Here is a 17585-nt window from a genome sequence, read left to right on the forward strand (position 1 = left end):
GACAACGCTGAACTCATGACAACCTTGGTCGAAGAACCCGAGCAGCGTTTTCGTTTCGCTTCGCGGCCCAACGTCACACTCGCCGCCCGGACGGCCGGAGTTCCGGTGCTCGACGTCGTCGTGCCGGTGTACAACGAGCAGGCTGGGCTCGCTCATTCGATCCGCCGGTTGCACCGGTATCTCGCCGAGAATTTCGCAGTACCGGTCCGCATCACCATCGCCGACAATGCCAGCGCCGACGACACCCCGCGGATCGCGGCCGAACTGGCCGCCGAACTCGACGATGTGCGGGTGGTCCGGCTGGAGGAGAAGGGTCGCGGACGGGCACTGCACGCGGTGTGGTCGACCTCGGATGCGCCCGTGCTGGCCTACATGGACGTCGACCTGTCCACCGACCTGGCCGCCCTCGCGCCGTTGGTGGCACCGCTGATCTCCGGTCATTCCGATCTGGCCATCGGCACCCGGCTGGGCCGCGGCTCACGGGTGGTTCGTGGTGCCAAGCGTGAGTTCATCTCCCGCTGCTACAACCTGATTCTGAAATCAACACTGGCGGCGAGGTTCTCGGATGCTCAATGCGGGTTCAAGGCGATTCGGGCCGACGTTGCCCATCGGCTGCTGCCTCATGTCGCCGACACCGGATGGTTCTTCGACACCGAGCTGCTGGTGCTGGCGGAACGCAGCGGCCTGCGCATTCACGAGGTGCCGGTGGACTGGGTGGACGATCCGGACAGCCGGGTTGACATCACCGCCACCGCCACCGCCGACCTCAAGGGCATCGGCCGGCTGCTGCGCGGCTTCGCCAACGGCTCGATCCCGGTGAACACCATCGCCGCCCAACTCGGATCGTCGCGGCAATCGGCTGCCCCGGGCTCGCTCCTGCGCCAGGTAGTGCGCTTCGGCGCGGTCGGTGTGGTCTCCACGCTGGCCTACCTGTTGCTGTTCACCGCTCTGCGGGCCGGCGTCGGTGCGCAGGCGGCCAATCTGATCGCCCTGTTGGTGACCGCGGTCGGAAACACCGCGGCCAACCGCCGATTCACCTTCGGGATCGCCGGGTCGGGCAACGCCGCCCGCCATCACCTCGAGGGGCTGACGGTATTCGGGATCGCGCTGACCATCACCAGCGGATCGTTGGGACTCTTGCATGTCGTGGCGCCCGTGCCGCACCGCGGTGTCGAACTTGCCGTGTTGGTGGTGGCCAACCTGCTGGCCACCGCGGTGCGCTTCGTCCTGTTGCGGGGGTGGGTATTCCATCCGTCGCGGACGCGGCGGGCCACTGAGCTGAATCGAGGGGCAGGACTGTGACGACCGTCGCCGACGCGGCACCCGAGGCCGACGCACAGATCGCGACATCACCGAATACGGTGACGCCGCGCTGGATTCGCCCCTCCTACTGGACTCTGCTGGCCGGCACCGCGGTGCTCTACCTGTGGGGCCTGGGATCGTCGGGCTGGGCCAACAGCTACTACGCCGCCGCGGCCCAGGCCGGCACCCAGTCGTGGAAGGCCTGGCTCTTCGGCTCGCTGGACGCGGGCAACGCCATCACGGTGGACAAACCGCCGGCCGCGATGTGGGCAATGGGGTTGTCGGGACGGCTGTTCGGCTTCAACGAGTTCACCATGCTGCTCCCGCAGGCGCTGATGGGTGTCGGTGCGGTGGCCCTGCTCTATGCCACCGTGCGGCGCACGAGTGGCCCCGGCGCCGGGTTGATCGCCGGAACCGCGCTGGCGCTCACACCGGTGGCCGCCTCGATGTTCCGCTACAACAATCCGGATGCGCTTCTGGTGCTGCTGCTGGTGCTGGCGGCCTACTTCATGGTGCGGGCCGTCGGGCCGGTGTCGGCCCGAGCCAGTGCGGGCTGGGTGGCGCTGGCGGGCTGTGTACTGGGCGTCGCCTTCCTGACCAAGATGCTGCAGGCTTTCCTCGTCCTGCCGGGCCTGGCCTTGATGTTCCTGGTCGCCGCTCCCGCGGTGGGCGTGTGGAAACGGTTGGGCACCTTGATGATCGGTGTGGCAACAATGATCGTCTCGGCGGGCTGGTACATCGCGTTGGTGGCACTGTGGCCGGCGGACTCTCGGCCCTATATCGCCGGGTCGACCGACAACAGCCTGCTGCAACTGGCGTTCGGGTACAACGGTCTGCAACGCATCCTGGGGCGCGACGGCTCGGGACCCGGCGCGGGCGGACCCGGTCCCGGTCATGGACCCGGTGGCGGCGCCAATCTGATGTTCGGCGGTGATCCGGGCATCGGCCGGATGTTCGGGATGTCCATGGGCACCGAGGCGTCGTGGTTGTTGCCGGCCGCACTGATCGGGCTGGTTGCCGCACTGTGGCTGACGCGGCGCACGGCGCGGACTGCCGGGTTGCGGGCCGGCCTGCTGATGTGGGGCGGCTGGCTGCTGGTCACCGCCGTGGTGTTCAGCTTCATGGACGGGATCATCCACCCCTACTACACCGTGGCGCTGGCACCGGCGGTCGCCGCACTGGTCGGTATCTCCGTCGTCGAATTATGGCGCGTGCGGGCCTGTCTCGCGGCCCGCTCGGTGCTGGCCGTCATGCTGGCCGGCACCGGGGTATGGGCATTCGTGCTGCTGAACCGGACGCCTGACTGGCTCCCGTCGCTGCGCTGGGTCGTGTTGATCGGCTCGGTCCTGACGGCGGTCGCCCTGGCCTTCATCGCCCACCGGCCGGGCAAGCTCCCCGCGGTGGTGGCGTTGGCGGCCATGGTGTTCGGGCTCGCCGCCACCGGGGCCTACACCATCGAGACGGTGGCCACGGTCCACGGCGGCGGGCCGATGGCCACCTCGGGGCCCAAGCGCGACATGGGATTCGGCGGCCCCGGAGGTCCAGGTGGGCCAGGATTCGGCCGGGTCGACGATCCAGCCTTGGCCGACCTCATCGCGGGTGCTGACGGCCGTTGGGCCGCGGCGAGTGTGGGCTCGATGATGATCAGCGACCTCGAGCTCAAGACCGGGGAGTCGCTGATGGCAATCGGTGGGTTCACCGGCAGCGACAACTCGCCCACGCTCGCGCAGTTCCAGCGCTACGTTGCCGACGGTCAGATTCGGTACTTCCTGGACAGGCCCGAGGGCGGTCGTGGCGGACCGCCGCGTGAGGAGCATGGCAGCTCCGCGCAGATCACCGACTGGGTGAAGGCGAACTTCACCAAGAATGTGGTCGGCAATGTCGGGGTCTACGACTTGAAGGCGCCGCGCGCCTGACCGCCGCCCGGGCACCTCATCGGCTCAGCCTGATTCTGTGTCTGGCCCTGGCCGACACGTGTTGTTAGCGTCGAAACATGTCTGTCACCGACCAGTACCTGGCCAACAACGAGGTCTATGCCGCGACCTTCACCGGCCCGTTGCCGTTGCCGCCCAGCAAGCACGTCGCGGTCGTCGCATGCATGGATGCCAGGCTGGACGTCTATCGCATCCTCGGCTTGGCCGACGGTGAGGCGCACGTCATCCGCAATGCCGGCGGTGTCATCACCGACGACGAGATCCGCTCGCTGGCCATCAGCCAGCGGCTGCTCGGTACGAGGGAGATCATCCTGATCCACCACACCGACTGCGGCATGCTGACGTTCACCGACGACGGGTTCAAACAGCAGATCCAGGACGAGATCGGCATCAAGCCGAACTGGGCGGCCGAGTCCTTCGTCGATCTCGCCGAGGATGTGCGTCAGTCGTTGCGTCGCATCGAGGCCAGTCCGTTCGTCACCAAGCATGAGTCGTTGCGCGGCTTTGTCTTCGACGTCGCCACCGGAAAGCTCGCCGAGGTGACGCTGTAGGGCGGCCTGTGGTGCCCGCTCATCCCACCTTGTACGTCGCGATGGCCTTCGCCACCGCCTCGCCGTCAGGAGTGACGATATCGACCTCGCTGTTCACCAGGGACCGCCCCTGACGTAGCACGCGCCCGAGGCCGATCAGGTCGGTGGCACGTGCCGGCGCTAGGTAGTTGATGGTCATGGAGACAGTTACTCCGCGGAGCGAATCCGGAACCTCGGCCTGCGCCCAGGCCGCGGCCATCACCGTGACATCGGCCAACGCTGCGATCGCACCGCCATGCACCATGTCGGCGATCGTGGTGTTCGACGGATCCCAGGGCAACCGCAGTCGGACCTCGGGGCCGTCGAGTACTTCGGCAAGGATGCCGAGCTTGGCCACGAACGGGGACTGGGGGAGGAACTGCGCCATGACTTCCGGGCCGGTCTGGATACTCATGCCGCCAGTGTGTGCTGCCGGCGGTCGGCGTCTCAATTACCTGCGGCGTAACCGCCGCCATTGACACCCCGGGCGCGTGGCGGCTAGATTCCTGGTCATGCTTGCAATTCCGGCCATTCCTACCAACTTAATGGGGAAGTAGTGACCACCGCGCAGAAAACCGATACCCAAGGCAGCGCCGGCCGCTCAGGTAATTACGAGCTGAGCCACCTCCGGTCGCTGGAGGCCGAGGCCATCCACATCATCCGCGAGGTCGCCGCCGAGTTGGAGAAGCCGGTGCTGCTGTTCTCCGGTGGTAAGGACTCGATCGTCATGCTGCACCTGGCGGTGAAGGCGTTCGCGCCGGGACGGCTGCCGTTCCCGGTCATGCACGTCGACACCGGCCACAACTTCGACGAGGTCTACCAGGCCCGCGACGAACTCGTCGAGCACTACGGTGCTCGCCTGGTCGTCGCCAAGGTCCAGGACGACATCGACGCGGGCCGGGTGGTGGAGACGATCCCGTCGCGCAACCCGATCCAGACCGTCACGTTGCTGCGCGGTATCCGGGAGAACAAGTTCGACGCAGCGTTCGGCGGCGCCCGCCGCGACGAGGAGAAGGCCCGCGCCAAGGAGCGCGTGTTCTCTTTCCGCGACGAGTTCGGCCAATGGGACCCCAAGGCCCAGCGCCCCGAGCTGTGGAACCTCTACAACGGGCGGCACAACAAGGGTGAGCACATCCGTGCCTTCCCGATCTCCAACTGGACCGAGTTCGACATCTGGTCCTACATCGGCGCCGAGAAGCTCACGCTGCCGTCCATCTACTACGCGCACCAGCGCAAGGTCTTCGAGCGCGACGGCATGCTGCTCGCGGTGCACAAGTATCTGCAGCCCCGCAAGGACGAACCGGTGATCGAGAAGACCGTGCGGTTCCGCACCGTCGGCGATGTCACCTGCACCGGATGTGTGGAGTCCACGGCCGCAACGGTTTCCGAGGTCATCGCCGAAACCGCGATATCCCGGCTCACCGAGCGCGGCGCCACCCGCGCCGATGACCGGATCTCCGAGGCCGGAATGGAAGATCGTAAGCGCGAGGGGTACTTCTGATGAGCACGTTGTTGAGAATCGCCACCGCGGGATCCGTCGACGACGGCAAGTCCACCCTGATCGGTCGGCTGCTGTTCGACTCCAAGGCTGTCATGGAGGATCAGCTGGCCGCCGTCGAGCGCACCTCCAAGGAACGCGGCCACGACTACACCGATCTGGCACTGGTCACCGACGGCCTGCGCGCCGAGCGGGAACAGGGCATCACGATCGATGTCGCCTACCGCTACTTCGCTACGGCCAAGCGTAAATTCATCATCGCCGACACCCCGGGGCACATCCAGTACACCCGCAACATGGTGACCGGAGCCTCTACCGCACAGCTCGTCATCGTGCTGGTCGACGCGCGCCACGGACTGCTCGAGCAGTCGCGCCGCCACGCGTTCCTGGCATCGTTGCTGGGCATTCAGCACATCGTGCTGGCCGTGAACAAGATGGACCTGATCGACTGGGATCAGGAACGTTTCGAGGCGATCCGCGACGAGTTCCATGCCTTCGCCGCCCGGTTGGATGTGCACGACGTGACGACCATCCCGTTGTCGGCGCTCAACGGTGACAACGTGGTGACCAAATCCGATGTGACGCCCTGGTATGAGGGGCCGTCGCTGCTGAGCCACCTCGAAGACGTCTACATCGCCGGTGACCGCAACCTCGTCGACGTGCGTTTCCCGGTGCAGTACGTCATCCGGCCGCAGACGCACGAGCACGCCGACCACCGCAGCTACGCCGGCACGGTGGCCAGCGGGGTGCTGCGCCCCGGTGACGACGTGATCGTGCTGCCGGCCGGTAAGCCCACGCGCATCACCCAGATCGACGGGCCGAGCGGCGTCGTCCAGGAGGCATTCCCGCCGATGGCGGTGTCGATCAGCCTGTCCGACGACATCGACATCTCGCGCGGCGACATGATCGCCCGGCCCAACAACCAGCCCCGCGTCACCCAGGATTTCGACGCCACGGTGTGCTGGATGGCCGATGAGTCCTCGCTGGAGCCCGGCCGCGAGTACCTGATCAAGCACACGACGCGCACCACCAGGGCGAAGGTCACTGGCCTGGACTACCGTCTCGACGTCAACACCCTGCACCGGGACAAGACCGCGAGCGCGCTCAAACTCAATGAGCTGGGCCGGGTTTCGCTGCGCACCCAGGCCCCGCTGTTGCTCGACGAGTACAGCCGTAACGCGGCCACCGGATCGTTCATCCTGATCGACCCGAACACCAACGGCACCGTCGGCGCCGGCATGGTGTTGCGCGACAGCCGCAATGAAGCGTCGAGCCCCAACACGGTGCGCCACGAGTCACTGGTCAGCGCGGAGGACCGGCTCAGCCGCGGCCGCACGGTGTGGTTCACCGGGTTGTCCGGTTCGGGCAAGTCCTCGGTGGCGGTGCTGGTCGAGCAGAAGCTGCTCGAAATGGGTATCCCCGCCTACATTCTGGACGGCGACAACCTGCGGCATGGCCTCAATGCCGACCTCGGCTTCTCGATGGACGACCGGGCGGAGAATCAGCGCAGGCTCGCCCACATCGCCGCGATTCTGGCCGATTCCGGCCAGATCGTGCTGGTGCCGGCGATCAGCCCGCTGGAGGAACATCGCGCGCTGGCGAGGAAGGTGACCACCGAAGCCGGGCTCGACTTCTTCGAGGTCTTCTGCGATACCCCGCTGGAAGACTGCGAACGCCGTGACCCCAAGGGGTTGTACGCCAAGGCTCGTGCCGGTGAGATCACCCACTTCACCGGTATCGACAGTCCGTACCAGCGGCCGAAGAACCCGGATCTGCGGCTCACGCCGGAGCACAACTCTGCCGAGTTGGCCGACCTGGTGATCGAGCTGCTGGAGTTGCCGTCGTGAACGATCACGAGCTGGCTGCCCGGCTGGCCACCAGGGCCGGGGATCTGCTGCTCGACGTCCGGGCCGACTTCGCCGACGCCACGGCTGCCGAGCGAAAGGCCGCCGGGGACAAGCAGTCCCACGACTTCCTGATGGCCGAGCTGGCTGCACTACGTCCCGGTGACTCGGTGCTGTCCGAGGAGGCCACAGCCGATCAGCGGGCCGATCCGGCCCGGCTGAGCGCAGACCGCGTCTGGATCGTCGATCCGCTGGACGGGACCCGGGAGTTCTCCGAACTCGGCCGCGACGACTGGGCCGTGCACGTGGCGCTGTGGAGTGCGGGCGAACTCGTGGCCGGGGCGGTCGCGTTGCCCGCGCAGAACACCACGCTGTCCACTCCCGAGACGGCCGCGCCGCGTCCCTTCGACGGCCCGCCGCGGATCGTGGTGTCGCGCACCCGTCCGCCCGCGGTGGCACTGGCAGTCAGGGACGCACTCGGCGGAACACTGGTCGAAATGGGTTCGGCCGGAGCCAAAGTCGCCGCGGTGATCCGCGGGATCGCCGATGTGTACGTGCATGCCGGCGGTCAGTACGAGTGGGATTCGGCGGCGCCCGTCGCAGTGGCCCGCGCGGCCGGCCTGCACACCTCGCGCATCGACGGCTCGCGGTTGGTCTACAACTGCGCCGATCCCACGCTGCCCGACCTGATCGTATGCCGACCCGAGCTGGCCGAACGCGTACTGGCCGTCACGGCGGGGTAGTCGCCACACCGGCGGGGAGCTGGTCGGTACCGACATTCGGACAGGCAAGCTTCAGTTCGTGGAGTGCGTCGGTTCCGTCCTGGAAGCCGCCGACGAAATGTTTGTCGGGCCATCCGTTCGGCGGCGTTCTGGGATTGCCCTGGCTGATCCGTTGCAGCGCATCGGCGAACCTCAGCGCTTCTCGCTTCAGGTCCCGATCTTCGATCGAAGCAGCTTCGTCCCGGACTGCGGTGGCCGCCTCGCCGGCATCCCGCGCCAGGTTCGGGTCGACTTGGCCGACCCCCATCCCCTGGAGGACACCCGGCACGACCTTCACCCATTGGTGCGCGATCTGGTCGGCGCGGCGGCAGTCGTCGCTGAGCTCATCACTCGACTCGTCGGCGTAGCCGACCACCACCATGATCAGCATCAGCGGCGACGCCGCGGCCAACATGACCAGCCTGATTTTGCCGCTCGACCAATCCGGTAGTCCCACCAATGCAGCCTAAACGCGGTGTCGGGTCACTACGCTCACCGAAATGAGCCGCCCCACGCTGCGCGAACTGGCCAGCCTCCCCGCCGTACCGGCCCGACTCGCCGATTCCACCCTGGTCCTGATCGACTGCCAGAACACCTACACCCACGGAAGCCGCCGACGGGGTGCAGGCGGCTCTCGAGCAGACGGCACAACTCCTCGACCGGGCCCGCAGCGCGGGCATCCCGATCATCCATATCCAGCACTCCGACGGTCCGGGCTCGCTGTACGACATCGAGGGGGAGAGCGGCGCGATCGTCGCGTCGGTGGCTCCGCGCGAGGGAGAACCGGTGGTGGTCAAGCAGTTTCCCAATTCGTTCGTGCAGACCGATCTCGACGACCGGTTGAAGGGCCTCGGTGCGTCGAACCTGGTGCTGGCCGGATTCATGACGCACATGTGCGTCAACTCCACCGCGCGCGGCGCCTTCAACCTCGGGTACGCCCCGACCGTGGTGGCCGCCGCGACCGCCACCCGCACGCTGGCCGGCCCTGACAGTGCGCCGGTGCCTGCCGCGGTCATGCAGTCGGCGAGCCTGGCAGCGATGTCGGATCTGTTCGCCATAGTCGTCCCGGACGTGACGGCCGTCCCAGACTGAGCCGGGCCGTTACGGGTGTCGGCAGGAGTGAGCTGGCACAATCCTGGGCATGCGGATGTCGGCGAAGGCGGAGTATGCCGTCCGAGCCATGGTCCAGCTCGCGACGGTCGACGACGGTGTGCTGGTCAAGACCGACGACCTGGCGAAGGCACAGGGCATCCCGGCGCAGTTCCTCGTCGATATCCTCACCGCCCTGCGAAACGACCGCCTGGTCCGCAGCCACCGGGGCCGTGACGGCGGCTACGAACTGGCGCGGCCGGCCGGTGAAATCAGCATCGCCGACGTGCTGCGTTGCATCGACGGACCGCTGGCCAGTGTGCGCGACATCGGCCTGGGGGATCTGCCGTACTCAGGGCCGACAGCGGCGCTGACCGATGTCTGGCGTGCGCTGCGGGCCAGCATGCGCTCGGTCCTGGAGGAGACCAGCCTGGCCGACGTAGCGGCCGGTGCGCTGCCCGACCACGTCGACACGCTGGCGGACGCCTACCGCAATCAGGAACACGAGCGCGGCCACCGCTAGCGTTCGCGGCAGCGCATCGCGATGCCGTCGATCAGCATTCGCAAGCCGCCGTCGAAATCCTCGGCGACCGATGTTCGGCTCGCCACCCGTGAGAGCGCCTCGATGTGCGGGTAATCGGTACCGGCGACCGAGCCGATCTGGGCCGCCGCCTCGGGTGCGCCGCCGGTCAACGGGCCGGCGAGTTCGGCTTGTGTGGAGCCGATGACCAGGGCCATCACTGCATGGAACGCCGACAGGTGGTCGACGCCGGACAATCCGGCCCGGCCCAGGGCGCCGACCAGCGCGTCGGCGATGGCGAACCCGGTGGCCGAGGACATCCGGCGGACCAGCACCAGGGGGATGGCGGCCGGATGCGCGCGCACGCCCCGCCACATCGCGGTGGCGATGGTGTGTACGTCGCGCTGCCAGTCGCCGGTGGGGGTGGGCACGGTGATCTCGGCGACAACGGCTGAGACCACCAATTCTTCGAGGGCCTCTTTTCCGGCGACGTAGTTGTACATCGTCATGGGACCGGTGCCCAGGGCCGTCGCCAGTGACCGCATGCTCAACGCGGCCGGTCCGGAAGCATCGACGATTGTCAGTGCAGCCGAGGCGATCTCATCGACAGTGAATCGGGAACGCATAGGAACTCCTTGACAAGTACGTCGTACGTGTTGCAGTCTACGGCATACGTACAACGTACCTATGATGGAGGTTGAGATGGCGGGTGTCGTGGCGACGGTCCGGGTCGGATTCGAATCGGGTGGGCAGCGATGTGCAGCGTGGTTGACCCTGCCGGCGGAGCCCGGCCCGCACCCGGCGATCGTGCTGGCCCACGGGCTCGGCGCAACCCACGACATGATGCTCCCGCAATATGAGCAGCACTTCGCCGCCGCGGGGATCGGCGTCCTATCCTTCGACTATCGCCACACCGGAATGTCAGATGGTGTTCCACGGCAACATATTTCGATACGAAAGCAGTGCCGGGACCTGCATGCCGCACTCGACTGGCTGGGCGGGCGCGATGACGTCGATTCTGGCCGGCTCGGATTGTGGGGGACCAGCCTCGGCGCGATGAACGTGGTTCGGGTGGCCGCCGAGCGCGTCGAGCTGGCGGCTGCCGTCGTGCAATGCCCCATCGTGCACGGCCCCGCGGCCGCACGCACTCTCGGTCTGGTGGGGGCGCTGCGGTTGACCCCGGCGATTGCCGCTGATGGGCTGCGGGCGTTGAGCGGTCGAGACCGGCGGTATGTACCCATCGTCGGCCGACCCGGCGGATTCGCCCTGGTGACTGCCCCAGGGGCGGAGGCGGGGTGGCATTCCACAGTCCCGCCCGGAGCGGGATTCGACAACCGGATCGCGGCGTCGGATGCCCTGGGACTGGTGGCCACCTCGGCATTGCGCCACGCCAGCCGGGTGCGCGCACCGCTGCTGGTGTGCGTATGTGACCGGGAGAATCTGATGTCTCCCCGCCATGCCGCACTGGTGGCCGTTCGCGCAGCCAAGGGTGTTGTCCGTCATTACGATTCCGATCACTTCGCGATCTACCATCCGCCCCTGGTGAGCCAGGTGCTTGCCGACCAGACCGGCTTTCTCAAGGAGTACCTCGGTGTCGGCAAGTGATGAGCTACGGGCAAACGACACTCGCTTCGCCCGTGTTGCGGCGACCCTGAGCCCTGGTGAATGGGCGGCGTCGAGCCTCTGCGCGGAATGGACAAACCATGAGGTGCTCGCACACTTGGTGATCGGATACAGCTGTGGGATCGGTGACTTCGCCCGGCAGCTGTACCTCCGCCGCGGCTTCGACCCCGCCAACACTGCTCTTGCGGCAACGCTGGCGAAGCGACGCGACCCGACCGCGCTACTGCACGACTACCGTCGCTATATCGCGCAGCCCGCCGGCACCGGCCGGTATTTCCCGCGACGACTCCTGATCGGTGATCACGTCACCCACGAACTGGACATCCTCTACGCATTGGGGCGCGAGCCGCAGATCGCGCCCAGCGTGCTGGCCGCGGTGCTGAACACTCAAGTGACGCTGCCGAATCCGTTCGTACCGGCCTACCGCAACAGTCGTGGTCTGAGCCTGGTCGCCGTCGATACGAACTGGAGGCATGGGGGCGGCGGGCCGCTCGTCGAGGGCCGCGCCGCCGAACTCGTATCGGTACTGGGCAACCGCCCGGCGATGCTGCCGCGGTTGACCGGTGCCGGCGTCGGCCTGCTGTCGGAGCGGGTCAGCCTCCGTATGGGCGGGTGATGATCTCCAGGTAATGCCCGGACGGGTCCTGGAAGTACACCCCGCGGCCGCCGTCGTTGTGGTTGATCTCGCCCGGGTGCCGACCATGCGGATCGGCCCAGTGCTGCATGCCGCGGTCGCGGATCTTGCCGTAGATCGCGTCGAACTCGTCCTCGGACACCAGGAATGCGTAGTGCTGCGGCCGAATCTCTTCGTCAGGACCCACCTGGGCGTAATCGAGGTTCACCCCGTGATTGATGGTCACGGCGAGAAACGGACCGAATTCCCGGGGGTCGGGCAGGCCGAACAACTCGGTGAAGAACTCGGCTGAGACCCGCCGATCCCTGGCGGCGACGATGGTGTGGTTGAAGGTGATGGCCATATCAGTCCAGTAAACAGTTGGACCGGTACCCCCGGCAACGGTGCAGGATGGGGACCATGCCCAACACCCAGATCCTGGCCGGGCCACAGGTAAGGCTGAGGCCACCGGTCGTCGAGGACGCCGAAGCTCTGTACACCCGGATCTCCTCTGATCCCGAGGTGACGAAGTATCTGTCCTGGCGTCCGCATTCCGGCGTGGCCGAAACACGCCGTGTCATCACGACGTTGTTCAACGTCGGTGACGAGCACACCTGGTTGATCGAAGTCGATGGTGAGGTGGCCGGCCTGTGTGCCCGGCGACGACCTCAGCCGTACTCGGTGGAGCTGGGTTACTGCCTGGCCCGGCAGTGGTGGGGACGTGGCCTGATGTCGGAAGCGGTTTCGTTGATGTTGGCCGACCTACAACCGGATCCCACGGTGTATCGGATCGCGGCCTACTGCCATGTCGACAATGCCGGTTCGGCTGGGGTGCTGCGCCGGTGCGGTTTGTCACTGGAGGGAAGGCTCGCGCGGTACTCCATGTTTCCCAATATCAGTGACGAACCACAGGATGTTCTGTTGTTCGGGAAGGCGGTGCGGTGATGGGCACTTTCGATATTCGCGGGTTGCGACGTCCGGTGATCGTGGCGCCGATGGCCGGTGGGCCCTCGACGCCCGAATTGGCCGCGGCCGGCAGCAACGCCGGCGGGCTCGGGTTCCTCGCGGCCGGTTATCTGACCGCCGAGGCGCTCGCCGAAAGGGTCACCGCGGCACGCGGTTTGACCGCCGAACCCCTTGGGGTGAATCTCTTTGCGCCCCAGCCCAGTGCGGGGACCGCGGACCAGATTCACGCCTATGCGGCCGAGTTGGCCGGTGAGGCGCAGCGCTACGGGGTGGCGCTCGGTGAGCCGAGGTACGATGACGATGCGTGGGCCGCCAAGCTGGACGCGGTGTTCGACCTACGGCCCGAGGTGGTCTCGTTCACTTTCGGTCTGCCGAGCGAGCCCGAGATCGCCCGGTTGCGCAGCGTCGGGATCAGCACCGTAGGCACCGTGACGACGCTGGACGAAGCCTGGCTGGCGGTGGGCCGCGGTGTCGACGCACTTGCCGTCCAGGGACCTGCGGCCGGTGGACACCGCGGCACATTTGACCCGGGCGCCTCGCCCGCATCGCAATCACTGGACCACCTGCTGGCCGACGTGCTGGCAGCCGTGGACATCCCGGTCGTGGCTGCGGGCGGGTTGGTCAGCGCCGACGACATTGCCGGCGTGCTGGCCGCCGGTGCGGTGGCGGCCCAACTGGGCACGGCGTTCCTGCTGGCCGATGAATCCGGCAGCAGTCCCGTGCACCGCGCCGCCCTACAGAGTCTCGATTTCACCGAAACCGTTGTGACGCGGGCATTTTCCGGTCGTTATGCTCGCGGGCTGCGCAATCGGTTCATCAGCGAGCACGATGGGCAGGCCCCGCTGGGGTACCCCGAGATCCATTACCTGACCAGTCCGGTGCGCAAGGCCTCGGTGGCCGCGGGCGATCCACAGGCCACCAACGTGTGGGCGGGCACCGGGTGGCGTCAGGCCCGCCCGGGTTCGGTGGCCGAGATCATCGACAGAGTGTCCCCGGCCCGCTAACGCCCTCGGGCGCCGACATTCTCGACGACAACGTCGCCGTCGTCGGAACGCACCGTGACTTCGGCGGCTGCTGTGTCGGGGACGGTTGTCTCGGGCACTCGCACCTCGGTCGAGGACCCCGACTGGGCATGCACCAGATACGGTCCCCGCCCGGGTAGTCCGATGGTCACATCACCGTTGCGGCTCACCGCATCGATCAGGCGCGGCGCGGCGTCGCGGAAGTCGACGGTGATATCACCGTCCGACGTGGTGGCGTTGAACTGTTCGGTGACCGCGATGGGGGAGCGGGAGAAGATTCCGCCGTTCTCGGTGTGGGCCTCGATGCGGCGGGCGGCGCCCCGCAGGATGATCGGACCGTCTGTGGTGCGAGCGATCAGCTGGTCCAGGTCCGCCTGTGCGATCACCGTGCCGATCTCCTGCTCGGTGCGCACAGTCAACCGCCGCGCCTGCTCGGGTGGTACGGCGACCGTGATCTCCCCGCCTCGGGCCCACTGCAGGAAACGGGACGGGTTGTCCACCAACGTGATCCGGGTCTCGTCGCCGTCGGTGGTGACCTCGAGTCGGTGCGCGCCGCTGTGGGTGGTGTTCACCAGGCGCAGATCGGCGGCGGCGTCCCGGGTTTCGCGGTCCGCGATGATCCGGATCGCGATGGGGATGCGTGCGGTGTCGATCACCAACGATCGCATCGTGGTCGGCAGGGCCTCGTGATCGGTGACGACGCGGACAGTGCTCACGGCCCACGCCGCGACACCCAGCGATGCCACCGAACCGGCCACAAGCAGCGTCGCCGCGGCGATCAGGACCAGACGGAAGGCGGTGCGTCCGCCGGGGGTCAGTTGGGGCGGAACGTTGGCCGGTGGCGGAGGGGCGATGGTGGTCACGATGAAAGTCCTTCCCGGGTGCGGATGTTCGGTCTAGGTCTCGAGGTAACGCAGCACCGCGAGCACGCGGCGGTTCTCGCTCTCGTCCGGAGCGAGGTCGAATTTCGTGAAGATCGAGGCGATGTGTTTCTCGGCTGAGCCGACCGAGATGTGCAGTGCGGCGGCGACAGCCGAGTTCGTCCTGCCCTCTGCCATGAGTTGCAGGACATCTCGTTCGCGCGGGGTCAACTGGTCCAGGACACTGCGTCGGGCCGAACGAATCAGGATCTGTGACACCACCTCTGGATCAAGTACCGTGCCGCCTCCGCCCACCACCTCGACGGCGTCGAGAAAGGCCAGAACGTCGGCCACCCGGTCTTTCAACAGATAGCCGAATCCTCGGGTGTCCGAGGCGATCAGGTCGGTCGCGTAACGCTCCTCGACGTAGTGCGAGAGAACCAGCACCGGGGACTCGGGGTTCTGCCTGCGCAGTAGGGCTGCGGCGCGGATGCCCTCGTCGGTGAACGTCGGTGGCATCCGGACATCAAGAATGGCCAGGTCTGGGTGAAGCTCATTCACCAGGCGCAGCAGGTTGGTGGCGTCGGGCACCCCGGCCACCACCTCGTGTCCGGCGTCGGCCAGGATCCGCTCGATACCGGCCCGCAGCAGCGCCGAATCCTCGGCGATCACGATGCGCATGGCAGCACCGCCGTGACGATCGTCGGACCCGTGGCGGGACTCGACACCGCGAACGATCCGCCGGCGGCACGTACTCGTTCCTCGAGTCCGCGCAGGCCGGTCGCGGTCTCGTCGGCGTCGACGGCGGCACCGCCCTGACCGTCGTCGAATACCGAGACGTGCAGCACGTCGGCGGCGTCATCCAGGCGCACGGTGACCACGGCCTGAGTGGCGTTGGCGTGCTTGGCGATGTTGGTCAACGCCTCGGCGACCACGAAGTAGGCAACCGATTCCACTTCGTCGGGCAGCCTGCGGGGCAGTTCGATGTGCAGTGTGGTGGGTACCCCCGAGGTTTCGGCGCGCTGCACCACCGACGACAGTGCCGCGTCAAGGCCCCGGTCCGACAGGATCGTCGGCGCGATGCCCCGCACCACGTTGCGAAGTTCGACGAGTGCGGCCTTGGCGTCGGCGTGAGCCTCGGCGATCAGGGCCTTGGCGGCGGGCGGATCCGAATCCAGCTTTGTCTGCGCCAGCCCGATCGTCATCGCCAGAGATACCAGGCGGGGTTGCACGCTGTCGTGCAGGTCCCGCTCGATGCGGTGCCGTTCGGTCTGCGCCGAGGACACCGCACCCTGCCGGGCATCGGCCAGCGCACTCACTTGATATTCCAGGGCCGCGGTGGGCGACGGCGACAGGAGCCATCGGTCGATCGCGGCATCCACTGCCGGGGCGAGGATCAGGATGGCTGCCGCGGCGATGACGGCGACGACCGCCAGCAGCACGGCGATCGGCAGGGAGAGAAAGATCAGACCGGCGGCGTTGTCGCTGTGACGGATGGCGACGGCCGCGGCTGGGCCGAGGAAGGCGAACGTCAGCAGGGCGAAGGCGAGGCCGGTGGCCAGCATGTCGTAGGTCATCCGCAGGTAGTGATGGCAGAAGCCCTTCCAGAACCGGGTACTGCTGATATCCAGCCAGAGCTGATGCGCCCAGCCCTGGAAGCCCGTATGCGGTGACAATCGGCGGGGCGGGATGCCGATTCCGAAACCGAACACCGCTTCACTGCGGGTCCGCTCGAACCCCTCCACGCCGCGCATCAGGTAGATGAACACCACCGCGGCAAGCAGGAAGCCGATCACGGACGGAATCGAAGAGAATCCGATGACCATGATGGACAACGGAATCCAGAACCACACGAGCGCGACGGCGGCACCGGTGATCATCGATGCGGTCGGCACGACGCCGATGGTGCGCGATCTCGAAACGGGCTCAGGCGGCGACGGGGCAGGTGCGGGCACGAAGGTTTCGCTGATTGCGACCATGCCTTCCAACCTACGAAGTTGTGCGGCGCGGCGATACAGCGTTTTCCCCAGACCCCGCTGGGGGATAACCACCCCCCAATCTCCGGCGATGAGTTTCGCCGGGCGGTCCGGTCTACCCGCTGTCACCCTCTCGAAACGCTAGGAGCAACCCATGGCTGTTCTGTCCACACCCGACACCGATGCCCAAGGCCACGCCGACAAGTCGCTGAGGCGCAAGATCGGCATAGGGATCAGCGGGCTCGTCGGCGCCTTCCTCGTGTTCGACGCGTTCGGCAAGTTCACGCTTCCCCAGCAAGTCAAGGACGGAACTGCGGCTCTCGGTTTTCCCACTGGGCAGGCGCTGGTGATGGGAATCGTCCTGGCGGCGTGCGTCGTTGTCTACATCGTCCCGCGCACGGCGGTGCTGGGCGCGGTGGGCATCACGGCCTACCTCGGCGGCGCGGTCACTGCGAACATGCGCGTTGAAGCACCGCTGTTCAGCCACACGCTGTTCGCGGTCTACCTCGGTGTGCTGATGTGGATCGGACTGGTGCTCCGACGCCCCGAGTTGCTCAGGGTCGCCGGCCTACGGCGGTGAAGCCTACTTCGGTGCGGTGAGCTCCAGCGCGATGTTGTCGGGGTCGCGGAACTCCAGGATGTAGGACGGGCCGATGTCTTTGACGGGCTCGTGCCCGATACCCAAATCGTCGAGATGCAGTGCGGCGTCGTTCAACTCGGCGAGGCTCCTGAGCCGGAAGGCCAGGTGGTCCAGCCCGGTTCGGTCTTCGTCGAAGGCATCCCGGCCGACCGGGCGCAGGCCGATCAACGTTGCCCCGGCGTCGTAGATCACCCCGCCGGACAGAAAACTCAGCCGGGCGCGGGTGGCGACGTCGGCGTCCTGCAGCAGCTCGATCAGAATCGGCCAGCCGAAGACGCTCTCGTAGAACTGCCGGGACCGTTCGATGTCGGTGACCGTGAGCCGCAAATGCGCGACGGAGGACGTGGTGATGGCCATGGGGTTCATGC

20 protein-coding genes and 1 pseudogene are annotated in these 17585 nt (G+C 67.1%); 13 read left to right on the plus strand and 8 right to left on the minus strand.

Going from position 1 to position 17585, the window contains the following annotated elements; translation table 11 throughout:
* Window positions 1–15: 15 nt before the first annotated feature.
* The 3 genes from JOF57_RS03660 to JOF57_RS03670 all read left to right on the plus strand — a co-directional run bounded on the left by JOF57_RS03660 (window position 16) and on the right by JOF57_RS03670 (window position 3787).
* On the plus strand, window positions 16–1302 hold the full coding sequence (locus tag JOF57_RS03660) for a bifunctional glycosyltransferase family 2/GtrA family protein (RefSeq protein ID WP_209913729.1): 1287 nt from the start codon (window positions 16–18) through the stop codon (window positions 1300–1302).
* Window positions 1299–3218, plus strand: a complete 1920-nt coding sequence (locus JOF57_RS03665; protein WP_209913731.1) for an ArnT family glycosyltransferase — start codon at window positions 1299–1301, stop codon at window positions 3216–3218. The genes JOF57_RS03660 and JOF57_RS03665 overlap by 4 nt, the downstream gene beginning before the upstream one ends.
* Window positions 3219–3295: 77 nt before the next feature.
* Complete coding sequence (locus tag JOF57_RS03670) at window positions 3296–3787, plus strand: beta-class carbonic anhydrase (protein ID WP_209913734.1); 492 nt, start codon at window positions 3296–3298, stop codon at window positions 3785–3787.
* Between the two features lie 19 nt (window positions 3788–3806).
* Here the strand turns inward: JOF57_RS03670 and JOF57_RS03675 are convergent, their stop codons facing one another.
* Window positions 3807–4220, minus strand: a complete 414-nt coding sequence (locus tag JOF57_RS03675; protein WP_209913737.1) for a PaaI family thioesterase — start codon at window positions 4218–4220, stop codon at window positions 3807–3809.
* Window positions 4221–4361: 141 nt separating this feature from the next.
* On the opposite strand from JOF57_RS03675, the gene cysD reads away from it, so the two are divergent.
* Genes cysD through JOF57_RS03690 form a run of 3 tightly spaced genes read left to right on the plus strand, consistent with a single transcriptional unit; the run spans window position 4362 to window position 7890 of the window.
* The gene (cysD, locus tag JOF57_RS03680; RefSeq protein WP_209913739.1) at window positions 4362–5306 is read left to right on the plus strand and encodes a sulfate adenylyltransferase subunit CysD; all 945 of its coding nucleotides are present in this window, start codon (window positions 4362–4364) and stop codon (window positions 5304–5306) included.
* Window positions 5306–7150: a sulfate adenylyltransferase subunit CysN gene (gene cysN / locus JOF57_RS03685; RefSeq protein ID WP_209913741.1), complete on the plus strand. Its 1845-nt coding sequence runs from the start codon at window positions 5306–5308 to the stop codon at window positions 7148–7150. The genes cysD and cysN overlap by 1 nt, the downstream gene beginning before the upstream one ends.
* Window positions 7147–7890: a 3'(2'),5'-bisphosphate nucleotidase CysQ gene (locus JOF57_RS03690; RefSeq protein ID WP_209913743.1), complete on the plus strand. Its 744-nt coding sequence runs from the start codon at window positions 7147–7149 to the stop codon at window positions 7888–7890. Before cysN ends, JOF57_RS03690 begins: the two co-directional genes overlap by 4 nt.
* Here JOF57_RS03690 and JOF57_RS03695 read toward each other — a convergent pair.
* On the minus strand, window positions 7877–8365 hold the full coding sequence (locus tag JOF57_RS03695) for a hypothetical protein (RefSeq protein ID WP_209913745.1): 489 nt from the start codon (window positions 8363–8365) through the stop codon (window positions 7877–7879). The genes JOF57_RS03690 and JOF57_RS03695 overlap by 14 nt on opposite strands.
* Window positions 8366–8408: 43 nt before the next feature.
* On the opposite strand from JOF57_RS03695, the pseudogene JOF57_RS03700 reads away from it, so the two are divergent.
* Both JOF57_RS03700 and JOF57_RS03705 read left to right on the plus strand, forming a co-directional pair.
* A pseudogene (locus JOF57_RS03700) lies at window positions 8409–9000 on the plus strand (cysteine hydrolase family protein).
* A 49-nt stretch (window positions 9001–9049) separates the two neighbouring features.
* The gene (locus JOF57_RS03705; RefSeq protein WP_209913749.1) at window positions 9050–9520 is read left to right on the plus strand and encodes an Rrf2 family transcriptional regulator; all 471 of its coding nucleotides are present in this window, start codon (window positions 9050–9052) and stop codon (window positions 9518–9520) included.
* Here the strand turns inward: JOF57_RS03705 and JOF57_RS03710 are convergent.
* Window positions 9517–10143, minus strand: coding sequence for a TetR/AcrR family transcriptional regulator (locus tag JOF57_RS03710; protein ID WP_209913751.1), 627 nt, complete (start codon window positions 10141–10143; stop codon window positions 9517–9519). The genes JOF57_RS03705 and JOF57_RS03710 overlap by 4 nt on opposite strands.
* A 61-nt stretch (window positions 10144–10204) precedes the next feature.
* Here JOF57_RS03710 and JOF57_RS03715 point away from each other — a divergent pair, with 61 nt between their 5' ends.
* Window positions 10205–11122, plus strand: coding sequence for an alpha/beta hydrolase (locus JOF57_RS03715; RefSeq protein WP_234937701.1), 918 nt, complete (start codon window positions 10205–10207; stop codon window positions 11120–11122).
* Window positions 11109–11756, plus strand: coding sequence for a maleylpyruvate isomerase family mycothiol-dependent enzyme (locus tag JOF57_RS03720; protein ID WP_209913755.1), 648 nt, complete (start codon window positions 11109–11111; stop codon window positions 11754–11756). Before JOF57_RS03715 ends, JOF57_RS03720 begins: the two co-directional genes overlap by 14 nt.
* Here the strand turns inward: JOF57_RS03720 and JOF57_RS03725 are convergent.
* Window positions 11734–12117 (minus strand): VOC family protein, encoded by a 384-nt coding sequence (locus JOF57_RS03725; protein WP_209913757.1) that lies wholly within the window; start codon window positions 12115–12117, stop codon window positions 11734–11736. The genes JOF57_RS03720 and JOF57_RS03725 overlap by 23 nt on opposite strands.
* Window positions 12118–12173: 56 nt before the next feature.
* Between JOF57_RS03725 and JOF57_RS03730 the strand changes: the two genes are divergently transcribed.
* A complete protein-coding gene (locus JOF57_RS03730; RefSeq protein WP_209913759.1) occupies window positions 12174–12698 on the plus strand; it encodes a GNAT family N-acetyltransferase in 525 nt (174 codons plus the stop codon).
* Entirely contained in the window at window positions 12698–13723 is a 1026-nt protein-coding gene (locus JOF57_RS03735) for a nitronate monooxygenase (protein ID WP_209913762.1), read from the plus strand. The genes JOF57_RS03730 and JOF57_RS03735 overlap by 1 nt, the downstream gene beginning before the upstream one ends.
* Here the strand turns inward: JOF57_RS03735 and JOF57_RS03740 are convergent.
* Genes JOF57_RS03740 through JOF57_RS03750 form a run of 3 tightly spaced genes read right to left on the minus strand, consistent with a single transcriptional unit; the run spans window position 13720 to window position 16580 of the window.
* Complete coding sequence (locus tag JOF57_RS03740; RefSeq protein ID WP_209913764.1) at window positions 13720–14604, minus strand: DUF4097 family beta strand repeat-containing protein; 885 nt, start codon at window positions 14602–14604, stop codon at window positions 13720–13722. The genes JOF57_RS03735 and JOF57_RS03740 overlap by 4 nt on opposite strands.
* Before the next feature lie 33 nt (window positions 14605–14637).
* Entirely contained in the window at window positions 14638–15282 is a 645-nt protein-coding gene (locus tag JOF57_RS03745; protein WP_209913766.1) for a response regulator transcription factor, read from the minus strand.
* Window positions 15270–16580, minus strand: a complete 1311-nt coding sequence (locus JOF57_RS03750) for a sensor histidine kinase (RefSeq protein ID WP_209913768.1) — start codon at window positions 16578–16580, stop codon at window positions 15270–15272. The genes JOF57_RS03745 and JOF57_RS03750 overlap by 13 nt, the downstream gene beginning before the upstream one ends.
* Window positions 16581–16731: 151 nt before the next feature.
* Between JOF57_RS03750 and JOF57_RS03755 the strand changes: the two genes are divergently transcribed.
* Window positions 16732–17157: a DoxX family protein gene (locus JOF57_RS03755; RefSeq protein WP_209913770.1), complete on the plus strand. Its 426-nt coding sequence runs from the start codon at window positions 16732–16734 to the stop codon at window positions 17155–17157.
* A gap of 3 nt (window positions 17158–17160) precedes the next feature.
* Here the strand turns inward: JOF57_RS03755 and JOF57_RS03760 are convergent, their stop codons facing one another.
* Window positions 17161–17574: a VOC family protein gene (locus tag JOF57_RS03760; RefSeq protein ID WP_209915781.1), complete on the minus strand. Its 414-nt coding sequence runs from the start codon at window positions 17572–17574 to the stop codon at window positions 17161–17163.
* Between the last annotated feature and the right edge of the window lie 11 nt (window positions 17575–17585).

Source organism: Mycolicibacterium lutetiense (assembly GCF_017876775.1).
Taxonomy (GTDB): domain Bacteria; phylum Actinomycetota; class Actinomycetes; order Mycobacteriales; family Mycobacteriaceae; genus Mycobacterium; species Mycobacterium lutetiense.

Excerpts from the sequence above, each read along its gene's own strand:
- JOF57_RS03750 (WP_209913768.1), bottom strand. The coding sequence starts at position 16,580 with ATGGTCGCAATCAGCGAAACCTTCGTGCCCGCACCTGCCCCGTCGCCG.
- JOF57_RS03755 (WP_209913770.1), top strand. The coding sequence starts at position 16,732 with ATGGCTGTTCTGTCCACACCCGACACCGATGCCCAAGGCCACGCCGAC.
- JOF57_RS03710 (WP_209913751.1), bottom strand. The coding sequence starts at position 10,143 with ATGCGTTCCCGATTCACTGTCGATGAGATCGCCTCGGCTGCACTGACA.
- JOF57_RS03735 (WP_209913762.1), top strand. The coding sequence starts at position 12,698 with ATGGGCACTTTCGATATTCGCGGGTTGCGACGTCCGGTGATCGTGGCG.
- JOF57_RS03670 (WP_209913734.1), top strand. The coding sequence starts at position 3,296 with ATGTCTGTCACCGACCAGTACCTGGCCAACAACGAGGTCTATGCCGCG.
- cysN (WP_209913741.1), top strand. The coding sequence starts at position 5,306 with ATGAGCACGTTGTTGAGAATCGCCACCGCGGGATCCGTCGACGACGGC.
- JOF57_RS03725 (WP_209913757.1), bottom strand. The coding sequence starts at position 12,117 with ATGGCCATCACCTTCAACCACACCATCGTCGCCGCCAGGGATCGGCGG.
- JOF57_RS03730 (WP_209913759.1), top strand. The coding sequence starts at position 12,174 with ATGCCCAACACCCAGATCCTGGCCGGGCCACAGGTAAGGCTGAGGCCA.
- JOF57_RS03760 (WP_209915781.1), bottom strand. The coding sequence starts at position 17,574 with ATGGCCATCACCACGTCCTCCGTCGCGCATTTGCGGCTCACGGTCACC.
- JOF57_RS03715 (WP_234937701.1), top strand. The coding sequence starts at position 10,205 with ATGATGGAGGTTGAGATGGCGGGTGTCGTGGCGACGGTCCGGGTCGGA.
- JOF57_RS03705 (WP_209913749.1), top strand. The coding sequence starts at position 9,050 with ATGCGGATGTCGGCGAAGGCGGAGTATGCCGTCCGAGCCATGGTCCAG.
- JOF57_RS03660 (WP_209913729.1), top strand. The coding sequence starts at position 16 with ATGACAACCTTGGTCGAAGAACCCGAGCAGCGTTTTCGTTTCGCTTCG.
- JOF57_RS03675 (WP_209913737.1), bottom strand. The coding sequence starts at position 4,220 with ATGAGTATCCAGACCGGCCCGGAAGTCATGGCGCAGTTCCTCCCCCAG.
- JOF57_RS03745 (WP_209913766.1), bottom strand. The coding sequence starts at position 15,282 with ATGCGCATCGTGATCGCCGAGGATTCGGCGCTGCTGCGGGCCGGTATC.